Consider the following 18,546-nt stretch of genomic DNA (forward strand, 5'->3'; position numbering starts at 1 on the left):
CGGAACTAGGAAAGAAATAATTATGACAACTCAAACTACTATCAATAACGAAAAGCTATCTCCGTGGCCTTGGCAGATTGAAGAGAACACAACTCATTTTGATAGCGCGGCAATGTCGACCATCTTAAAAGACTTAAGCCTTGCTTGTTACGTAGTGAGCCACCCAGAAAAAGGCTTAGGCGTCAGCCAACAAGCTGAAATTACATCGGGTGATTCAGCAAGTGCAGCGAACAGCCAACCTGTTAGCGCATTTGCTCCTGCACTCGGTACACAAAGCTTGGGCGACGAAGAGTTTCGTCGCTGTCATGGCGTAAAATACGCGTACTACGCAGGCGCAATGGCCAACGGCATCTCATCTGAAGAGCTTGTAATTGCGCTTGGTCAGGCAGGCATTCTTTGTTCATTTGGCGCGGCGGGCTTAATCCCGTCTCGCGTTGAGCAAGCGATCAACCGCATTCAAGCTGCACTACCAAACGGTCCTTACGCGTTTAACTTGATTCACAGCCCAAGTGAACCAGCACTAGAACGCGGCAGTGTAGAGCTGTTTTTGAAGCACAAAGTGAAAACGGTTGAGGCTTCTGCCTTCTTAGGTTTAACACCGCAAATTGTTCACTATCGTGCTGCTGGCCTTAGCCGTGATGCACAAGGTGAAATCCAGATCGGCAACAAAGTCATCGCAAAAGTGAGCCGTACTGAAGTCGCAAGCAAGTTCATGCAACCTGCTCCTGTGAAAATGCTGCAAGCTCTAGTTGATGAAGGTCGAATCACAGCAGAACAGATGGAACTGGCACAGCTAGTTCCTATGGCTGATGACATTACTGCAGAAGCGGATTCTGGTGGTCACACCGATAACCGCCCTCTAGTTACCCTGTTACCAACGATTCTTGCGTTGAAAGAACAGATCCAAGCTCAGTACCAATTCAAAACACCGCTGCGTGTTGGTTGTGGTGGTGGCGTCGGCACGCCTGACGCAGCTCTAGCAACGTTTAACATGGGCGCGGCATACATTGTTACTGGTTCTATTAACCAAGCCTGTGTTGAAGCTGGCGCGAGCGAACACACACGTAAGCTGCTTTCGACAACTGAAATGGCTGACGTGACTATGGCTCCGGCAGCAGACATGTTCGAAATGGGCGTGAAGCTGCAAGTGGTTAAGCGCGGTACCTTGTTCCCAATGCGTGCAAACAAGCTTTACGAGATCTACACACGCTACGACTCCATTGAAGCGATTCCAGTTGAAGAACGTCAAAAGCTAGAGAAGCAGGTATTCCGTTCAACATTGGATGACATCTGGGCAGGTACTGTTGCTCACTTTAACGAGCGCGACCCTAAACAGATCGAACGCGCTGAAGGCAACCCGAAGCGTAAAATGGCGTTGATTTTCCGCTGGTACTTGGGGCTTTCTAGCCGCTGGTCAAACACGGGCGAACAAGGTCGTGAAATGGATTATCAAGTATGGGCTGGCCCTGCACTTGGCGCATTCAACGCGTGGGCAAAAGACAGCTACCTAGATGATTACCAGCAGCGTAATGCGGTCGACCTTGCTAAGCACCTGATGCACGGTGCGGCTTACTTAGCACGTGTTAACCTGCTGACTTCGCAAGGCATCAAGCTTGATCCAGAACTAGCACGATGGAAGCCAACTCAAAGAATGGCGTAAATGACCTAAATGGACTGGTTGACGAGTAACTAATTACTCAGCGACAGGAAACAAAAAAGCGACCTTATCGGGTCGCTTTTCTTTTGGTTGTTCTTGCCAGGCTCGCTACAAAATTAAGACTTCTGCATACGCTTTTTCAAGCGCGCTAAATCAATTGCACTTGAGCGTACAGTAAGCTTGATGCATTCGTAGTCGTATTCTTCCTTCACCACACTCATGTTTGAGCGAATCTCACCGATAATGCCTTGTCCAGAATAAGGAATCGTGATCTCTTCTTCGATCATGCCTTGTTCAGCCACACCCACAATGTACTTGTGTAGTTTGGTGATATCGAGCGGGTCACGAGTCGAGGTCAGCATTGCATCTGGGAATTCTTCAATCAGCTCTAACTGTTCTTCTTCGCTCAATCTATCGCACTTGTTCAGTACCAATAGTTTTTCGCTGCCTTCAACGCCCACTTGCGCTAATACTTCGTGTACCACATCAAGCTGTGCGCGGAATGAAACATCAGAAGCATCAACCACATAAAGCAGTAATGAAGCATCATGCGCTTCTGCTAGTGTTGAGTGGAATGAAGCAACCAGATCGTGTGGCAGTTTCTTGATGAAACCCACCGTATCTGACACTAAGATACGCGGCTGAGTGATCGGCTGAAGTGCACGAACCGTGGTATCTAAGGTCGCGAATAGCTTATCTTCACCGCTCACTTCGGTTGCGGTCATAGCGCGCATCATCGAAGATTTACCCGCGTTGGTGTAGCCAACCAGAGCAACAGTGAAAAGTTCCGAACGCTGTGTGCGTCGGTTCTTCATTTCATCTTGTACGCTAACCAGCTCACGCTTAAGCGCAGCAATTTGGTCACGTACTTTACGACGGTCAAGCTCTAGTGAGGTTTCACCAGCACCCTGACCCATTTGACGTTCTTTGTCACCGTCTGCTGTTTCACGAAGTCGAGGTACTAAGTAGTTTAGGCGAGCAATTTCTACTTGCAGACGTGCGGTACGAGTGCGAGCGTGGCGACTGAAAATTTCGATGATGATACCGGTGCGGTCAAACACTTCGACACCTAAGTGAGCCTCAACATTGCGCAGTTGAGAAGGGCTCAAATCACAGTCAAATACCACAACATCAGCAGTACCAAACTCCACATCTTCAGATGGAAGATCATCAAAATCTAATTCATCGATACTAGCGCGAAAATCAAAAGATTCATCGATAAAATCTTCATCTTCTGCTTCTTCAATCGAACCTTGGTAACCGGTGAGGTGTGCAATTTCTGCAAGCTTACCTGCGCCCAACACGTTTTGTCGTTGTGTTGAACTGTGGTGCTGTGATTGTGTACCGACCACTTTAAACCCTAGGGTTGTTACTAAGCGAGCAAGTTCGGCAAGAGACTCTTTTGCTTCGTCACCTTTGAAGTCCGGTGTCGTAATAGAAATAAGTAAAGCGTTACTAGCTGAGGGTTTTGCTGTTAGTTTCATGTATTCTTCTGTTTATGCACTAATGTGCAACCTAGTATTTGGTCTAAAGTAGCGCGATCCTACGCTGTTCTCGGTCAGCTTTATAGAGCTAACGGAGGCTATTTGGCGATATTATTGCAGTTAATCCATTTATCTCGTTTATCCCTCTGTTTTCGTGAGGAAATAAAACAGGCTAAAACAACAAAAAAGACAGCATCACGTTACTTATTAGTAATTAGTGATACTGCCTTTGCTTAAGCTTAGACTCTCATTGAGCTACTGTCTCAAAAACTAAAAATCAATTCTCGCTTCAGTCTGAGCATCAAAGAATACCGCCTTTGATAAGTCAAAATGCAGCGGCGCCATTTGCCCAACTGACACTTCAAATTCTGGCGACAAGCGACATGCCACTTCTTGGTCGTTCACTTTCACCATCGCAATCGTATCTGGCCCTGTTGGTTCTAGCACTTCTAACTGCAAGTCTAGCTTGGTCGTTGCCGACACATCATCACCCTGCTGCTCGGTAATATGTTCAGGGCGCAGGCCAATCACCACTTCTTTGCCATCTTGCTCACGCATGCTTTGTGGTAATCGAATGTGGTGCTCTTGCTCAGCTGTACCCGTTACTTTGATGATCGGATTCTGCTCATCATCCAAATCCACCATGGTCTTAATGAAGTTCATAGATGGTGAACCCATAAAGCCCGCCACGAACATGTTATTTGGCTTGGTGTAGATCTCTTGCGGCGTACCGAGTTGCTGCAGTTCACCATCTTTCATCACCGCAATACGGTCAGCCAAGGTCATCGCCTCGATTTGGTCATGGGTCACGTAGACAATGGTGGTGTTCAGCTTTTGGTGCAGACGTTTGATCTGGTGTCGCATCTCGACACGTAGCTTGGCATCCAAGTTAGAAAGCGGTTCATCGAACAGGTACAACTTAGGACGACGCGCTAGTGCACGTCCCATCGCGACACGCTGGCGCTGACCACCAGATAGCTGTGATGGTTTACGATCAAGCAGTTGCTCAATTTGCAGCATTTCAGCGACGCGATTCACTTCTGCGTCGATTTCGTCTTGTGGCATCTTGCGGATCTTCAAGCCGAAGGCGATATTGCCGCGTACCGTCATGTTTGGGTAAAGTGCGTACGACTGGAATACCATCGCGATGTCGCGGTCTTTAGGTTCAACCTGGGCCACGTCAACACCATCAATCACGATTTCACCCGAGCTAATATTTTCTAGCCCAGCAATGGTGTTCATTAGGGTGGATTTTCCACACCCCGAAGGGCCGACAAGTATCAAGAACTCCCCCGAATCGATACTGATGTCGATGCCCTTTAACGTTTCGTTGTCCGCGTTGCGATAGGTTTTACGGATCTGTTTTAAATCTAATGTTGCCATGGGTAATTATCCTTTTACTGATCCTGCCGTTAGGCCACGAACAAAATATTTTCCTGCGAAGACATACACCAACAGCGTTGGCAGCGCGGCGATGATCGCGGCAGCCATATCAACGTTGTATTCTTTAACGCCCGTGCTGGTGTTGACTAAGTTATTTAATGCTACGGTGATTGGCTGAGTCTCTGAGCCGGAATACACCACCCCGAACAAGAAATCGTTCCAGATTGCGGTGAACTGCCAGATCACCGTCACCATGATGATAGGCGTAGAGATCGGTAATAAGATCTTGAAGAAAATGGTAAAGAAGCCTGCACCATCCAGTTTTGCTGCTTTGATCAATTCATCCGGAATCGAGATGTAGAAGTTACGGAAAAACAGAGTTGTAAACGCCATGCCGTAGATAACGTGCACAATCACCAAGCCGATGGTTGTGTTCGCTAGCCCCATCTTGCCGAGCATGGTTGCCATTGGTAGTAGCACCACTTGGAACGGAATGAAGCAACCAAACAACAGTAAGCTGAAGAACAGATTCGAGCCTCGGAATTGCCATTTCGTCACTACATAACCATTGAATGCACCGAGCAATGTTGAAATCGCAACCGCAGGAATCACCATTTGGAACGAGTTCCAGAAGTAGCCTTTGATGCCTTCACATTTCACGCCCGTACAGGCGGTGTCCCACGCTTTATACCAAGCATCAAACACCCACTCTTTCGGTAAGCTCATCAAGTTACCTGCCTTGATGTCTGGCAGAGTTTTGAATGAGGTCAGCGCCATGACAAACAATGGCATTAGATACACCAAGCAGAAGAAAAGCAGTGCTGAATAAATAAAGATTCGAGCAAAATTGATGTTATTCATCATGACTTTTTCTCCCTAAGTTCAGAGTAAAGATAAGGCACGAGAATCGCTAAGATACCAGCAAGCATCATCATGGCACTGGCAGCACCAAGGCCGATTTGTCCACGCGTAAATGAGTGTGCGTACATGAATAGCGCAGGAAGATCCGATGAATAACCTGGGCCACCCGCGGTCATCGCGGTCACAAGGTCGAAACTCTTAATCGCAATGTGTGAGGTGATGATCACCGCGCTGAAAACCACAGGGCGCAAGCAAGGTAGAATGATTTTCAGATAAATAGTGGGTAAGCTTGCCCCATCAGTTTGAGCCGCTTTGATGATTGAAGAATCAATGCCACGAAGGCCGGCTAAGAACATCGCCATCACGAAGCCTGACGACTGCCAAAGTGCTGCGATAACCAAGGTATAGACCGACATTTCAGAGTCGACTAGCCAATCAAATTTGAAGTCACTGAATCCCCAATCTTGCATCAGCTTTTCAATACCAAGACCTGGATTGAGAATCCATTTCCACGCCGTACCTGTCACGATGAATGACAACGCCATTGGGTAGAGATAGATAGTACGAATCGCTCCTTCTTGACGGATGTTCTGGTCAAGCAATACCGCTAAACCAACACCAAGCAAGATAGCTATCGCCATGAATAGAAAGCCAAACACACCGAGGTTAGTGATTGAGGTGATCCAACGATCGTTATCCATCAGCTTTTCATATTGGGTTAAACCAACGAAATTAAAGCTCGGCAGAAATCGAGAGTTGGTGAACGACAGCGCTGCCGTCCAAAAAATGTAGCCGTAGATACACACCACGGTCACTAACGCGGTCGGCGCCAGTACAATTTTAGGTAACCAATGTTGTAACCTGTCAGCAAAACTCGGTTTCGGTGCAGGCTGGCTCCTTGTGGGTTTTGGAGTCGACTCAGTCAAAACATGCTCCATAACTTATCCTTGTTGCACAATCGAGCCAATGGCTTACCTTTCGGCACCACATCAGCATCACGCATATCAGAATTGGGAGTGAAGAGTAGATAGGCTCCCTACGAGCCTACCCACCCTGGGGGTTTGATAAAGCAACACAACCCGTCACTCACGTGCGTTGTGTGTCGCTTATCAAGTTAGATTAGATAGCCGCTTTCACTGCTTTTGCTAACTTAGCTGCCGCTTGTTTTGGATCGGCATCTTTTTCGTTGAAGAAGTTGGTTATCACGTCGTAAATCGCGCCTTGAGCGTAGCTTGTTGTCGCTAGGCCGTGAGCCATACTCGGAACAAGATCGCCAGATTTCGCACTCGCTTTGAAGGTTGCCATTGAGTCCAACGCACATTGGTCAAACTTAGACATGTCCATATCTAGACGGACAGGGATAGAACCCTTGTTAAGGTTGAAGACTTCTTGGAAATCTTTGGTAAGAATGGTTTTCGCTAGGTCTTGCTGCGCTTTTTGGTTCTCTTTGTCGCTTAACTCAAAGAACGCAAAGCTATCGATGTTGAAAGTGAACTGGCCATCAGTACCTGGAGCTGGTGCACAGATGTAATCTTTACCCGGCACTTTGCCTGCCGCAGTAAACTCACCTTTCGCCCAATCGCCCATGATTTGCATCGCGGCTTCGCCATTGATAACCATTGAAGTTGCGACGTTCCAATCACGACCTGGAGAGTTGCTGTCGATGTAATCACGCATCTTTTTGAACTTGGTGAACACTTCCACCATTTTGTCGCCAGATAACACGTCCATATCCAGATCAACGAACGCTTTGTTGTAATCTTCACTGCCTAGTACATCAAGTGCTACAGCTTCGAAGACTGTCGCGTCTTGCCAAGGTTGACCACCGTGAGCCAGTGGAATGAAGCCAGCCGCTTTGATCTTGTCTGCGGCAACGAAGAACTCATCTAACGTAGTTGGAACCGTCACGCCTGATTTTTCTAAAACAACAGGGTTCGCCCATAGCCAGTTAACACGATGAACGTTGACAGGAACCGCCACATATTCTCCGTCCCACTTCATCACTTTAGTGACCACTTCTGGCAGTAGCTCATCCCATTTTTCTTGTTTTGCCGTTGCATCGAGAGACGTTAGAAAACCTAAACCACCCCACTCTTGAATATCATGACCTTTAATCTGCGCCGCAGATGGAGGATTGCCCGACACTGCTCGAGTTTTCAAAACAGTCATCGCACTTTCACCGCCGCCACCAGCAACAGCGAAATCTTTCCAAGTATGGCCTTGTTCTTCAATCATCTCTTTCAGTACAGCTGCGGATTTCGCTTCGCCACCGGCAGTCCACCAGTGAAGCACTTCCACTTCACCAGCTTGAGAAAATGTTGAGGCAGCAAGAAGAGATAGAGTAAGTAGGGTTTTATTGATTTTCATTATTATCTTCCATGTTTTAGCGGACTCGACGTCCGGTTCAATACAGAGTCTACTTATTCTGATTTGTAAGATTGAAACAAAAGGTAAGCTCAATGTAACACAATTGTTACATTAAACTTCTAGGCCGCGTGGAATATAGACTTTAGCTTCTAAGCCGCCTTGAGGGGAGTTACGAATAATGAGATCTCCGCCGTGTCCGTGTAGGATGTTTCGACAGATTCCAAGCCCTAAACCGTGTCCTTGGTCGTCAGTGGCGAGCCTGAAGTAAGGTTCAAACACCAACTCTAACTTGTCTTCAGGAATACCTTTTCCGTGATCTTGAATAGTCACGATAACCCACACCGAATCACTGCTGATATCTACCTCGGCGGATTGTCCATATTTCACAGCATTGTCGATAAGATTGGTGAGCACGCGTTTAATCGCTAAAGGTTTAGCGACTAACGGTTCAATCACAGCAGGTTCAAACTCGACCTTAGTTTGGTATTGGTTGTGCAGTTCAATCACGGATAGCATCATCTCATTGAGATCGATAATGGCATTGTTCTCATGAAGGTCGGTGTCTCTTACCGCTTGCAAAGCACCTTTAACCATCATCTCAAGCTCATCGAGATCTTTGTTGAATTTGTCTTTCTTTACTTCACTCTCCAACAACTCTGCACGCAATCTAAGCCGTGTTATTGGTGTCTTTAAATCATGTGAGATTGCAGAGAAAAGGTGCTCACGGTCGGCAACATAGCGACGAATCCGTTGCTGCATTCGATTAAACGCTCGGGTCGCCGTCACCAGCTCAGTAGCCCCCTCTTCGTTAAGTGGCGGCTGCTGAATATCCATACTCATCTCATTGGCCGCTCTTGCTAATTTTTTAAGAGGGCGTACTTGCCGACGAATCATCAAGTAAGTCAAAACCAAAAGAATGAGGGTCGAGGAAACTAAGAAGATCACCTGTTCTCTGCCGAGAATCGTATCGTCGAGTTTGACGTAAGGCGCAGGCAACAACGCGGCGATATACACCCATTCATGACTGGCTAATTCTATCTGAACAACCAGAATAGGAGGGGTAAGAGGTTCTAAGGTTAAAGTATGATGTGCCCACGATCGTGGGAGATCGCTCAAGTAGATGTCATTTTTAAGCAAACGAAGATGTTCAGGGCGAGAGAAATCAACCCGCACTGATTCGACTTTATTGAGCTTGCTACTCAAAACACTTTCTATCGCTTCAATCGAGGCGGTTTTTAAACGGGTATCAGGGATCGGTTCGACAATCAACGCCTCTTTATTGAAAGAAACGAAGAAGCGCGTACCGCCCATATTGCGGATTTGATCCAACACGATATGGCGATATTTAACGGGCAGAGACTGGAAGAAAGTCACCGTCGAGGCAAACATATTGGCCATGCTTGAAGAGGCAGAACGAATCCCCTCCAGTTCTTTGTGTTTGGATTCGCTATACCAAATAGACGTTGCGATACCTTGAGCTATCACCACAGCTAACAAGGTCAGTAACAATGTCCTGGCAACCAAAGAGTTTGGCTTTAACCGACTCAACCCGTTCATAGGAAATACTTCATTGCCGAGGTGCTCATTAACATCACTTGATTATCAGTGTTCATACTGAACAGGCACAGCGAGGATATAGCCATTACCGCGCATGGTTTTGATGTAGTGAGGATACTTGCCACTGTCGCCCAATCGGCTTCTCAGACGACTAAGCTGCACATCAATGCCTCGCTCAAAAGGCAACGCTTCACGGCCTCTGGTCGCGAATGAGATAGTGTCACGGTCGAGAACTTCGTTAGGGCGAGTTAAGAACAACATCAACAGAGAAAAATCACTACCCGACAAATCCATCTCTTCCGAGTTTTCATTGTGGGAAATTCGATGCGCTAACGTATCAAGCGTCCAATCACCAAAAACAATCTGTTTTGGCAATGCATCACTTGTCTTGTCATCCACCACTTGAACGCGGCGCAACAACGCTTTGATACGCGCCATTAACTGACGAGGGCTAAACGGCTTGGCAATGTAATCATCAGCACCAATTTCTAAGCCGATAATTTGGTCGGTTTCATCCGATACGGCAGTCAGCATGATGATAGGCACATTCGATTGCTTACGGACGCGTTGACACAAGGTAAAACCATCGTCACCGGGTAGCATCACATCAAGCAGAATCAGATCTGGATAACCTTGGTTTTGCAGATGAGCTTCTAGTTCAACACCGTCTCCCACAGAAGAAACATCGAAACCAGATTTTGTGAGGTACTCTTCCAGCAGCTCGCGGATTTCTTGATCATCATCCACCACGAGAATTCGAGTATTTGTTGGCATCGCCCAAACCTATTAAATTTACAACTTATTCACATAGTGTATAGGCTGGCCGATTGTTTGATTATTGACATGTTTGTAAAGTTAGAAGAACAAACAGATAAAGATCACAACTTAGTGACCTCTATCTGAATCTTTAGGGCTTAATCCGCTATTGGTTGGTTATGAAGAGCAGCTGATCTCCATGGCTTTACCCCACTCAGGAGGTAGAGCCGCAAGGTATTCATAATCCGGGTGTTCCGCATAAGGGTCTGCCAGTACCACCATCAAAGCGTCAATATCGCTGCTATCACCGCGCTCTGCTTTGTCTATCGCTAGCTGAGCTAGGTAGTTTCTGAGGATGTATTTCGGGTTTACCTGTCTCATATTTTCGCAGCGCTCGACCACTGAGCTATCTTCCAATTCGCAGCGTTGTGAGTAGTTATCTACCCACAGTTTTGCTGCCTCTCGATCAATTATCAGATCAATCACTTCTTGTGGCGACAAGGTGTCTAGGTTCGATAGCGTTCTAAAGAACCTTGGGTAGTCGACTTTGTTTTGCGACATCAGCTCGAACATAGATTCAAACAAACGACTGTCGCCTTCTTGTTTCGAAAGTAGCCCCAACTTACGACGCATCATCTGACTAAAGTAACCGTTCATTTGCGGTTCGTACTGCTCTAAAGCCGCCTCTAAGTCGGCCTTATCCACCAGCGGAGAAAGTGAGTGAGCCAGTGCCGACAGGTTCCAAAGCCCTATTCTTGGCTGCTGGTTAAAAGCATAACGACCTTGGTAATCCGAGTGATTACAGATCAATCTTGGGTCATATTCATCAAGAAACGCGAACGGACCATAATCGAAAGTTTGCCCGATGATCGACATGTTATCGGTGTTCATCACGCCATGAGCAAAACCATTCGCTTGCCACAACGCAATCATCTCCGCGGTACGGTCAACAATCTGATTAAACATAGCAGCGTAGGGTTTCTCTTCATCGAGACACTCAGGGAAGTGCCATTCAATGACTTTATCGGCCAGCAACTTATGCTCAGCCAACTGATTGGTATAAAACAGATGTTCAAAGTGACCGAAACGGATGTGTGATTCGGCAGCACGCACCAACAATGCGCCCCACTCTTGCTTCTCTCGATATACCGGTGTGTCGCTGGTCATCATAGCCAACGCGCGAGTGGTTGGGATATTGAGCCCTGCCATCGCTTCGCTACATAAGTACTCACGAACGGTTGATCGAATAACAGCGCGTCCATCGCCCATACGTGAATAGGGCGTTTTACCGGCACCTTTAAGGTGTAAATCGAACGTTTCGCCACTTTTCGCGACAATTTGAGCTAATAACAGCCCTCTTCCATCACCTAAATCCGGGTTATAAGAACCAAACTGGTGGCCTGCGTATTTCATTGCTACAGGCGAAAACTGCTCAGGTTCAACATTGCCAGATAACGTTTCAAGCAATTCCTCGGAAGCATCATCAAATGACAAAAAACCGAGTTCATCCGCAAGCTTATGATTCCATGCGAGCCATTGGACATTGCTGAGCGGTGTAGGTTGAATTGGGGTATAGAACAGTCGAGGTAATGCAGTAAATCGATTGTTAAATGAAATAGAATCCCAGACAGACATGAGAGATACACTGTAGATAAAAGATAACTTAAGATTATCACAGTTTCGTAACAACTTCAGAAGTGCGATGGCGCTTGTTTATAGAGGTAAGGTGATAAACCATTCCACAAGAAGAAAGTGGTGACTAGGAGTAAATTACTGGGGGATGCTTGCTAGAAGAAGATGACTAAGAAAAAGTTAAGTGGCTAGCCTGATGAGAAAAGCCACATTTATAAGAGAAAGAGTTCTGACTTTGAAGACTTTTTAACAAGTGATTTCATAATAAAAACTAAAACTATAGAGCCATGAAGCTGACTACATTAGAGCAAGAATACCCACTAGAGAAAGGGTAGAGAAAATCCAAGTACGACTGATTACGCCAAAGTTACTGTGTTGAATCATTTCTTGATGCTGCATATGTCTCTCCTTGAGAACGTGATGGTGTAACTACAATATATCGGCTTTTCGCCAAAAGCAGCAAGCACATTAATATTAACCTTTTATGACAGCATCAAGAATATTCTGTAACCATTCACCTCTCTGATAAAACAGAAAGTTATGCTCGACTGGTCGTCGAAAGCAGTGCGCCAGCCCCAATAAAGACACCTCCAGTGACACGATTAAAGACCTTGGCTCGACCTTTCGCAAACAACCAATTTGACGACTTCGCCCCCAAGTAGGCATACACCAATAACCAAGACAATTCCATCACTGCGAAGGTAAAAGCAAACACGGTAAACTGTGGTAATAGCGCAATTGAGGGATCAATAAACTGTGGGAAAAGTGCAGTAAAAAACAAGATAGCTTTGGGGTTACTCGCGCCAACAATAAAGCCACTTAAGTAATGCTGCGCAGCGCTTTCTTTGACAGATTGAGCACCGCCTTGTTGATCCGATAACTTGTCATAATCTTGTTGGCTAGAGCGCAGAGACTTCCAACCGAGGAAGATCAGATAAGCTGCACCAGTCCATTTTATGACATTAAATACCACTTCAGACGAAGCAATAATTACCCCTAGCCCGGTAAACGATAAAGTTAAAATACCAGTAATCGCAGTTAAGCTCCCCAAGGCAGTAAATATCGATAATTTAAAGCCAGATTGCACACCTTTGGTCATGCACAATAAAGAGCTTGGCCCGGGCGAAGCTGTCAAAATCAGCACCGCTAATAAATAATAAATCCATGTATCAAAGCTCATCGCGAATTCTCCTTAACTCACTAAAACGACTAAACATTGACCATCAATATGTGATAGTTATTCATATTAAGCAACTAAATAATATGCAACGAATCCTCAACGCTAAGTCCCGATATCCAAAATGTAGGCAATAAAAAACGCCATGCATTGCTGCATGGCGTTTAAATTAATACAGAGAGGGTTTCTCTAATAACGAAGGTAACCCGAATCTAATCAAAGAAGCTTTTTCGATACAAAGCTTAGTCTTTGTAGAGAGAGAACTCATCTGCGCAAGCCACTAGCTGCTCACGAGTGATCATGAATACGCCATGACCACCGTTAGAGAATTCAATCCAAGTGAATGGAATCTCTGGGTACTGATCCATCATATGAACCATTGAGTTACCAACTTCACAGATAAGAATACCGTCGTCAGTTAGGTAGTCTGGTGCATTAGCTAAGATGCGACGAACCAATTTCAGACCGTCTGTACCCGCTGCTAGGCCAAGTTCTGGCTCGTGAGTAAACTCATCTGGCAGGCTGTTCATATCTTCTTCGTCCACGTAAGGTGGGTTAGATACGATCAGGTTGTATTTCTCTTTTGGCAAATCACGGAAAAGATCTGAACGGATTGGGAACACTTGCTGCTCCATGCCGTGATCTTGAACGTTCTGCTCTGCAACTTGCAATGCGTCAGTAGAGATATCAATCGCATCTACTTCAGCGTCTGGGAATGCGTGAGCACAAGCAATAGCGATACAACCACTACCCGTACACATATCCATGATGCGAGTTGGCTCTTCAGTTAACCAAGGTTGGAATTGAGCTTCGATCAGCTCACCAATTGGAGAACGAGGCACAAGAACGCGCTCATCAACGAAGAACTCAAGACCACAGAACCAAGCTTTGTTGGTTAGGTAAGCCGTTGGTGTACGATCATTAATACGCTTGATTACGCGCTCAACAATACGTAGACGTTCGCTGCTCGTTAGACGAGAGTTCATGACATGCGAAGGAACATCAATCGGCAGATAAAGAGTAGGTAAGATAAGTTGTACTGCCTCATCCCACGCGTTATCAGTGCCGTGACCATAAAATAGGCCCGCTGCGTTAAAGCGGCTAACAGTCCAACGAATCACATCTTGAAGCGTGTGTAGTTCTGATACCGCTTCTTCTACAAAAATCTTATCCAAAATTGTCTCCGAAAAGCGCTACAATACTGCTAATTACGTTTCTAATTAGAATTCATAACCTGATGAGCAAAAAAGACACCGACTTCGATGACGATTTCGCCCTGTTCAACGATGCAGTAAAGGGCGTTAAAAAGTTGCAACAGGATACCATAGTCCAGCAGCCAAAAAGAAATGCCAAGCAAAAAGAAATTACTCGAACGGCAAGACAAGCCAGTGATAGCGAGTTTTATTTCTCGGATGAGTTCATTCCGCATCTTAGCGAAGACGGTCCGACGCGTTATGCGCGTGATGATGTCTCTAAATATGAGGTCAAGCGCCTCCGTCGTGGTGTCTACGTGCCTGACGTGTATCTCGATATGCATGGTATGACTCAACAAGAAGCCAAACGTGAGCTTGGCGCGATGATTGCGCACTGCGTGAAAGAGAGCGTGGCGTGTGCCTGTGTTCAACACGGTATCGGTAAACACATCCTTAAACAGAAGGTGCCTTTGTGGTTAGCACAGCACCCAGACGTGATGGCTTTCCACCAAGCACCGTTAGAGTTTGGCGGCAATGGCGCGCTGTTAGTCTTGCTTTCGGTTCCTGAGAAGTAATTCTGGTTAACAAACTCTCTCTCACCAAAAAACAACAAAGGGCATCCCAATCATATTGAGATGCCCTTTCTAATTGTCTGCAACTTTGTCATCAAACAGAGCTCAACGAGCTTATGGATTGATGTTCCAAAGCAACTCACCTTTTTGTGTCTCAAGGTTGAAGTCGATACACGCTAGGCCCGAAGTGGGAAACATAGGCGGCGCCATGCCTGTTGCAAACTCTGCAGTTAGGTAGCCAACTAGAGGTAAATGAGAAACAAATAAAATGGTCTCTAGTTTTTCTACTTCAGCCATTGCTAAGGTCAAATCAAACACATCGTCGGACATTCCATAAGGCGTAATATCATCACAGGTTTCTACTTTCTTTCCAGAAAACGCCTGAGAGATCTCTAACCACGTTTCTTGTGCCCTTAAATATGGGCTCACCAGCACTTTATCGAATTGACTAATCCCCTGCTCATTTGCAGCTTGTGCCACGGCAAGAGAAGCCATTTTCCCGCGCTTGGTCAACGCTCTTTCTGCATCCGAGTTGGCAAAATGTTCTGCTTCACCGTGGCGCATAATGAATATTTTCATGTTCAATCCTGTCTTCGTAACATGTCGAAAGTCGATATATCCCATATATCAGCGAAACGCTACTTAGGTTTGGCTCTCAATCCAGAGAAACCGCAGTCAATATAAATAATTATATCAAGTCACTTGCCAAAGAGTTCGACTTTCTTAACAATCTTGTTAAAAGAAAATAAATTACTGATAAAAATCGATAAAAGTGATTTAGAAATCGCCAAAAAGCACTTCATATCCCAAAATATGATCACAAGGTTTGCACGCCGAATCATCGGGTACATAATTTAAAAACCACCTTCTCTGGAGATGCTCCTGTGCACTTAAGCCCAAATGATGAACATCAATACCGCTACATAACCTTAAATAACGGGTTACGTGTACTGTTAGTTCAGGATCAAAATGCTCAAAAAGCAGCAGCCGCATTAGCCGTCAATGTGGGGCATTTTGATGACCCTACAGACCGAGAGGGTTTAGCTCACTACTTAGAGCATATGCTATTTTTGGGAACTGAAAAGTATCCAAAGGTCGGAGAGTTCCAAAGTTTTATCAGCCAGCATGGCGGTAGCAACAACGCTTGGACAGGAACAGAGCACACCTGCTTCTTTTTTGATGTTGAATTGAATGCCTTTGAAACCGCACTCGATCGCTTCAGCCAATTTTTTACCGCTCCCCTTTTCAACGAAGAAGCGTTAGACAAAGAACGCCAAGCCGTTGACTCCGAATACAAGATGAAACTCAACGACGACTCACGACGCTTGTACCAAGTTACCAAAGAACTGGTGAATCACAATCACCCATTCTCGAAGTTTTCTGTCGGTAATATCGATACGTTGGGTGACAGAAACGGCGAGACGATTCGACAAGAGATCTTGGCTTTCCACCAGCAACAATACTCTGCTGACTTGATGACACTGACACTGTCTGGCAATCAGTCGTTAGATGAGATGCAAAGCTGGGTTGAGGATCGCTTTAGCTCAATCACCAATCACAACCTACAAGGCAAAAAGGTTGAAGTTCCGATTGTCGGCGAGTTAAGTACGGGTGTACAAGTCCGCGTTGAGCCGATTAAAGAAGTGCGCAAACTGATCTTAACCTTCCCTATGCCCAGTATGGACGAACACTACGGCGTTAAGCCATTGTCGTTCTTTGCCCATCTTTTAGGTTACGAAGGTGAAGGCAGTTTGATGATGCAACTCAAAGAGAAAGGCTGGATAACATCTCTCTCTGCAGGTGGTGGCGCGAGTGGCAGTAACTACCGTGATTTCACAGTCAGTTGCTCATTGACCATAGAAGGTTTAACCAAAACCGATAACATCATCCAAGCGATATTTCAGTACATCAAGTTAGTCGAACAACAAGGCATAGAAGAGTGGCGCTACCTAGAAAAACGCGCCGTTTTAGAGTCTGCTTTCCGCTTTCAAGAGCCAGCAAGACCGCTTGATGTCGTCAGCCACCTCGTCATCAACATGCAGCACTACCAAGAGCAAGATGTGGTGTATGGCGATTACAAAATGTCGCATTTCGATGACGAATTACAGCGTTCTTTGCTGCCTTACTTAACCGTAGACAACATGCGAGCGACCATTGTTGCTCAGGGATTCGAGTATGACAGGGAAGCGAAGTGGTACTTTACTCCCTACTCGGTCACACCTTTTAGCGCTGAACAAGTTCAATGCTTTACGTGCATTAACCCCGGTTGGCAGTTTGAACTCCCAAGCAAAAACCCGTTTATTTGCTACGATCTAGACCCGACTGAACTGGAAGGTGACGCTAAGTTCCCACAACTGTTAGAAGAGCTCGACGGCTTTAAGCTGTGGCACCTGCAAGACCATCAATTTCGAGTTCCTAAAGGTGTGGTGTATGTCGCTATCGATAGCCCGCACTCAGTTGCTAGCCCAAGAAATATCGTTAAAACACGCTTGTGCGTAGAGATGTTCTTAGACTCACTCGAAAAAGATACGTATCAGGCTGAAATCGCCGGAATGGGCTACAACATGTACACCCATCAGGGCGGTGTAACGCTCACTCTGTCCGGGTTTAGCGAGAAACAGCCACAACTGCTCAATATGATTCTTGAACGTTTCCAAGCACGCGACTTTAGTCCAACACGCTTCGAAACCATCAAGCATCAATTGCTCAGAAACTGGAACAACGCGTCGCAAGATCGCCCTATTTCGCAGTTGTTTAATGCAATGACTGGGATACTTCAACCAAATAACCCGCCTTATTCCGTGTTAATTGAAGCCCTAGAAACGATAGAGGTCGATGAGCTCTCCTCTTTTGTTCAAGCAATCTTGGCGGAACTTCATGTTGAGATGTTTGTGTATGGCGACTGGAAAAAAGCCGATGCACACAAGATGGCTGAAACGCTAAAAGATGCACTGCGTGTTCAAGATCAGGCTTACGAAGAATCACTGCGTCCGCTCATCATGCTCGGTGAAAACGGCAGCTTCCAACGTGAAGTGGTGTGTAACCAAGATGATTCAGCAATTGTGGTTTATTACCAATGCCCTGATATTTCACCTAAAAATATCGCGCTGTATTCATTGGCAAACCATTTGATGTCGGCCACTTTCTTCCATGAGATACGAACCAAGCAGCAGCTAGGTTACATGGTCGGTACTGGCAATATGCCGCTCAACCGACACCCTGGTATTGTGTTGTATGTGCAATCACCGAATGCCGCCCCTGCTGACTTGTTAGCTTCAATAGATGAGTTCCTCAATGCCTTTTACATGGTGCTGTTGGAGCTTAACGACTATCAATGGCACAGCAGTAAGCGCGGTCTCTGGAATCAGATTTCGACACCAGATACGACTTTGCGAGGGCGAGCTCAGCGCTTATGGGTTGCGATAGGCAATAAGGATGTTGAGTTCAACCAGAGAGAGCGCGTATTGGAAGACCTTAAGGGGTTAACTCGCTCAGACATGATGCGTTTTGTGGTTAGCCAGCTAAAACCACGCACGGCAAATCGCCTGATTATGCATGCTCACGGTAATGCTCATAATGAGGAAGAGAAGCTGTCAGCAGGTGTTGAAATTGGCTCTATTGATGAGTTTCAGTTACGCCCGAAAGATACTGAGCTAGGCTGATAAAGCTGGAATGAAAATCATAAGGTTGATGTGAAAGCATCAACCTTTTTTATTGGATGCAGCCCAAAAGCAGATCTCCTATTACGCTCCTTCGTCGCTTTAGGAGATGACGGTAGTTTTGATTGACGTGTGTTTGACCACCTTTCTAATCAACGCAATAACTTACTTTTTATCTCTCAATCATCATTCCCGAGAAGGAGGAACGACTGAGTCGGGAATCTCATTCCTTTCACACTCGTTCATAA

At 45.9% G+C, this 18,546-nt stretch carries 14 protein-coding genes; 3 read left to right on the top strand and 11 right to left on the bottom strand.

Annotation, left to right across the window (positions count from 1 at the left end; genetic code table 11):
• Positions 1-22: 22 nt before the first annotated feature.
• The gene (gene pfaD, locus AB4185_RS07115; protein ID WP_372135225.1) at positions 23-1,660 is read left to right on the top strand and encodes an eicosapentaenoate synthase subunit PfaD; all 1,638 of its coding nucleotides are present in this window, start codon (positions 23-25) and stop codon (positions 1,658-1,660) included.
• Positions 1,661-1,773: 113 nt separating this feature from the next.
• On the opposite strand, the gene hflX is transcribed toward pfaD, so the two are convergent.
• From hflX to prmB, 10 genes are all read right to left on the bottom strand, one after another.
• Positions 1,774-3,141, bottom strand: a complete 1,368-nt coding sequence (gene hflX, locus AB4185_RS07120; RefSeq protein ID WP_136974229.1) for a GTPase HflX — start codon at positions 3,139-3,141, stop codon at positions 1,774-1,776.
• Between the two features lie 270 nt (positions 3,142-3,411).
• Positions 3,412-4,524, bottom strand: coding sequence for an ABC transporter ATP-binding protein (locus AB4185_RS07125; protein WP_372135227.1), 1,113 nt, complete (start codon positions 4,522-4,524; stop codon positions 3,412-3,414).
• 6 nt (positions 4,525-4,530) lie between these two features.
• Positions 4,531-5,388 (bottom strand): carbohydrate ABC transporter permease, encoded by an 858-nt coding sequence (locus tag AB4185_RS07130; RefSeq protein ID WP_009848502.1) that lies wholly within the window; start codon positions 5,386-5,388, stop codon positions 4,531-4,533.
• On the bottom strand, positions 5,385-6,323 hold the full coding sequence (locus AB4185_RS07135) for a carbohydrate ABC transporter permease (protein WP_372135229.1): 939 nt from the start codon (positions 6,321-6,323) through the stop codon (positions 5,385-5,387). The genes AB4185_RS07130 and AB4185_RS07135 overlap by 4 nt, the downstream gene beginning before the upstream one ends.
• Positions 6,324-6,504: 181 nt before the next feature.
• The gene (locus tag AB4185_RS07140) at positions 6,505-7,752 is read right to left on the bottom strand and encodes an ABC transporter substrate-binding protein (RefSeq protein WP_372135231.1); all 1,248 of its coding nucleotides are present in this window, start codon (positions 7,750-7,752) and stop codon (positions 6,505-6,507) included.
• A gap of 111 nt (positions 7,753-7,863) precedes the next feature.
• Entirely contained in the window at positions 7,864-9,309 is a 1,446-nt protein-coding gene (locus AB4185_RS07145; protein WP_372135233.1) for an ATP-binding protein, read from the bottom strand.
• Positions 9,310-9,354: 45 nt separating this feature from the next.
• On the bottom strand, positions 9,355-10,083 hold the full coding sequence (locus AB4185_RS07150; protein ID WP_017060637.1) for a response regulator: 729 nt from the start codon (positions 10,081-10,083) through the stop codon (positions 9,355-9,357).
• A 159-nt stretch (positions 10,084-10,242) separates the two neighbouring features.
• Positions 10,243-11,700, bottom strand: coding sequence for a protein adenylyltransferase SelO (locus tag AB4185_RS07155; RefSeq protein WP_372135235.1), 1,458 nt, complete (start codon positions 11,698-11,700; stop codon positions 10,243-10,245).
• A 535-nt stretch (positions 11,701-12,235) separates the two neighbouring features.
• On the bottom strand, positions 12,236-12,877 hold the full coding sequence (locus AB4185_RS07160) for a LysE family translocator (RefSeq protein ID WP_017060639.1): 642 nt from the start codon (positions 12,875-12,877) through the stop codon (positions 12,236-12,238).
• A 239-nt stretch (positions 12,878-13,116) separates the two neighbouring features.
• Entirely contained in the window at positions 13,117-14,049 is a 933-nt protein-coding gene (gene prmB / locus AB4185_RS07165) for a 50S ribosomal protein L3 N(5)-glutamine methyltransferase (protein ID WP_372135237.1), read from the bottom strand.
• A 62-nt stretch (positions 14,050-14,111) separates the two neighbouring features.
• On the opposite strand from prmB, the gene smrB reads away from it, so the two are divergent.
• A complete protein-coding gene (gene smrB, locus AB4185_RS07170) occupies positions 14,112-14,642 on the top strand; it encodes an endonuclease SmrB (RefSeq protein WP_017064096.1) in 531 nt (176 codons plus the stop codon).
• 111 nt (positions 14,643-14,753) lie between these two features.
• Here the strand turns inward: smrB and sixA are convergent, their stop codons facing one another.
• Positions 14,754-15,218, bottom strand: a complete 465-nt coding sequence (sixA, locus tag AB4185_RS07175; RefSeq protein WP_017064097.1) for a phosphohistidine phosphatase SixA — start codon at positions 15,216-15,218, stop codon at positions 14,754-14,756.
• Positions 15,219-15,523: 305 nt separating this feature from the next.
• Between sixA and AB4185_RS07180 the strand changes: the two genes are divergently transcribed.
• Positions 15,524-18,301, top strand: coding sequence for an insulinase family protein (locus AB4185_RS07180; protein WP_017064099.1), 2,778 nt, complete (start codon positions 15,524-15,526; stop codon positions 18,299-18,301).
• Positions 18,302-18,546: the final 245 nt, after the last annotated feature.

It is taken from the genome of Vibrio sp. 10N.286.48.F5, from assembly GCF_041469785.1.
Classification (GTDB): Bacteria; Pseudomonadota; Gammaproteobacteria; order Enterobacterales; family Vibrionaceae; genus Vibrio; species Vibrio crassostreae_C.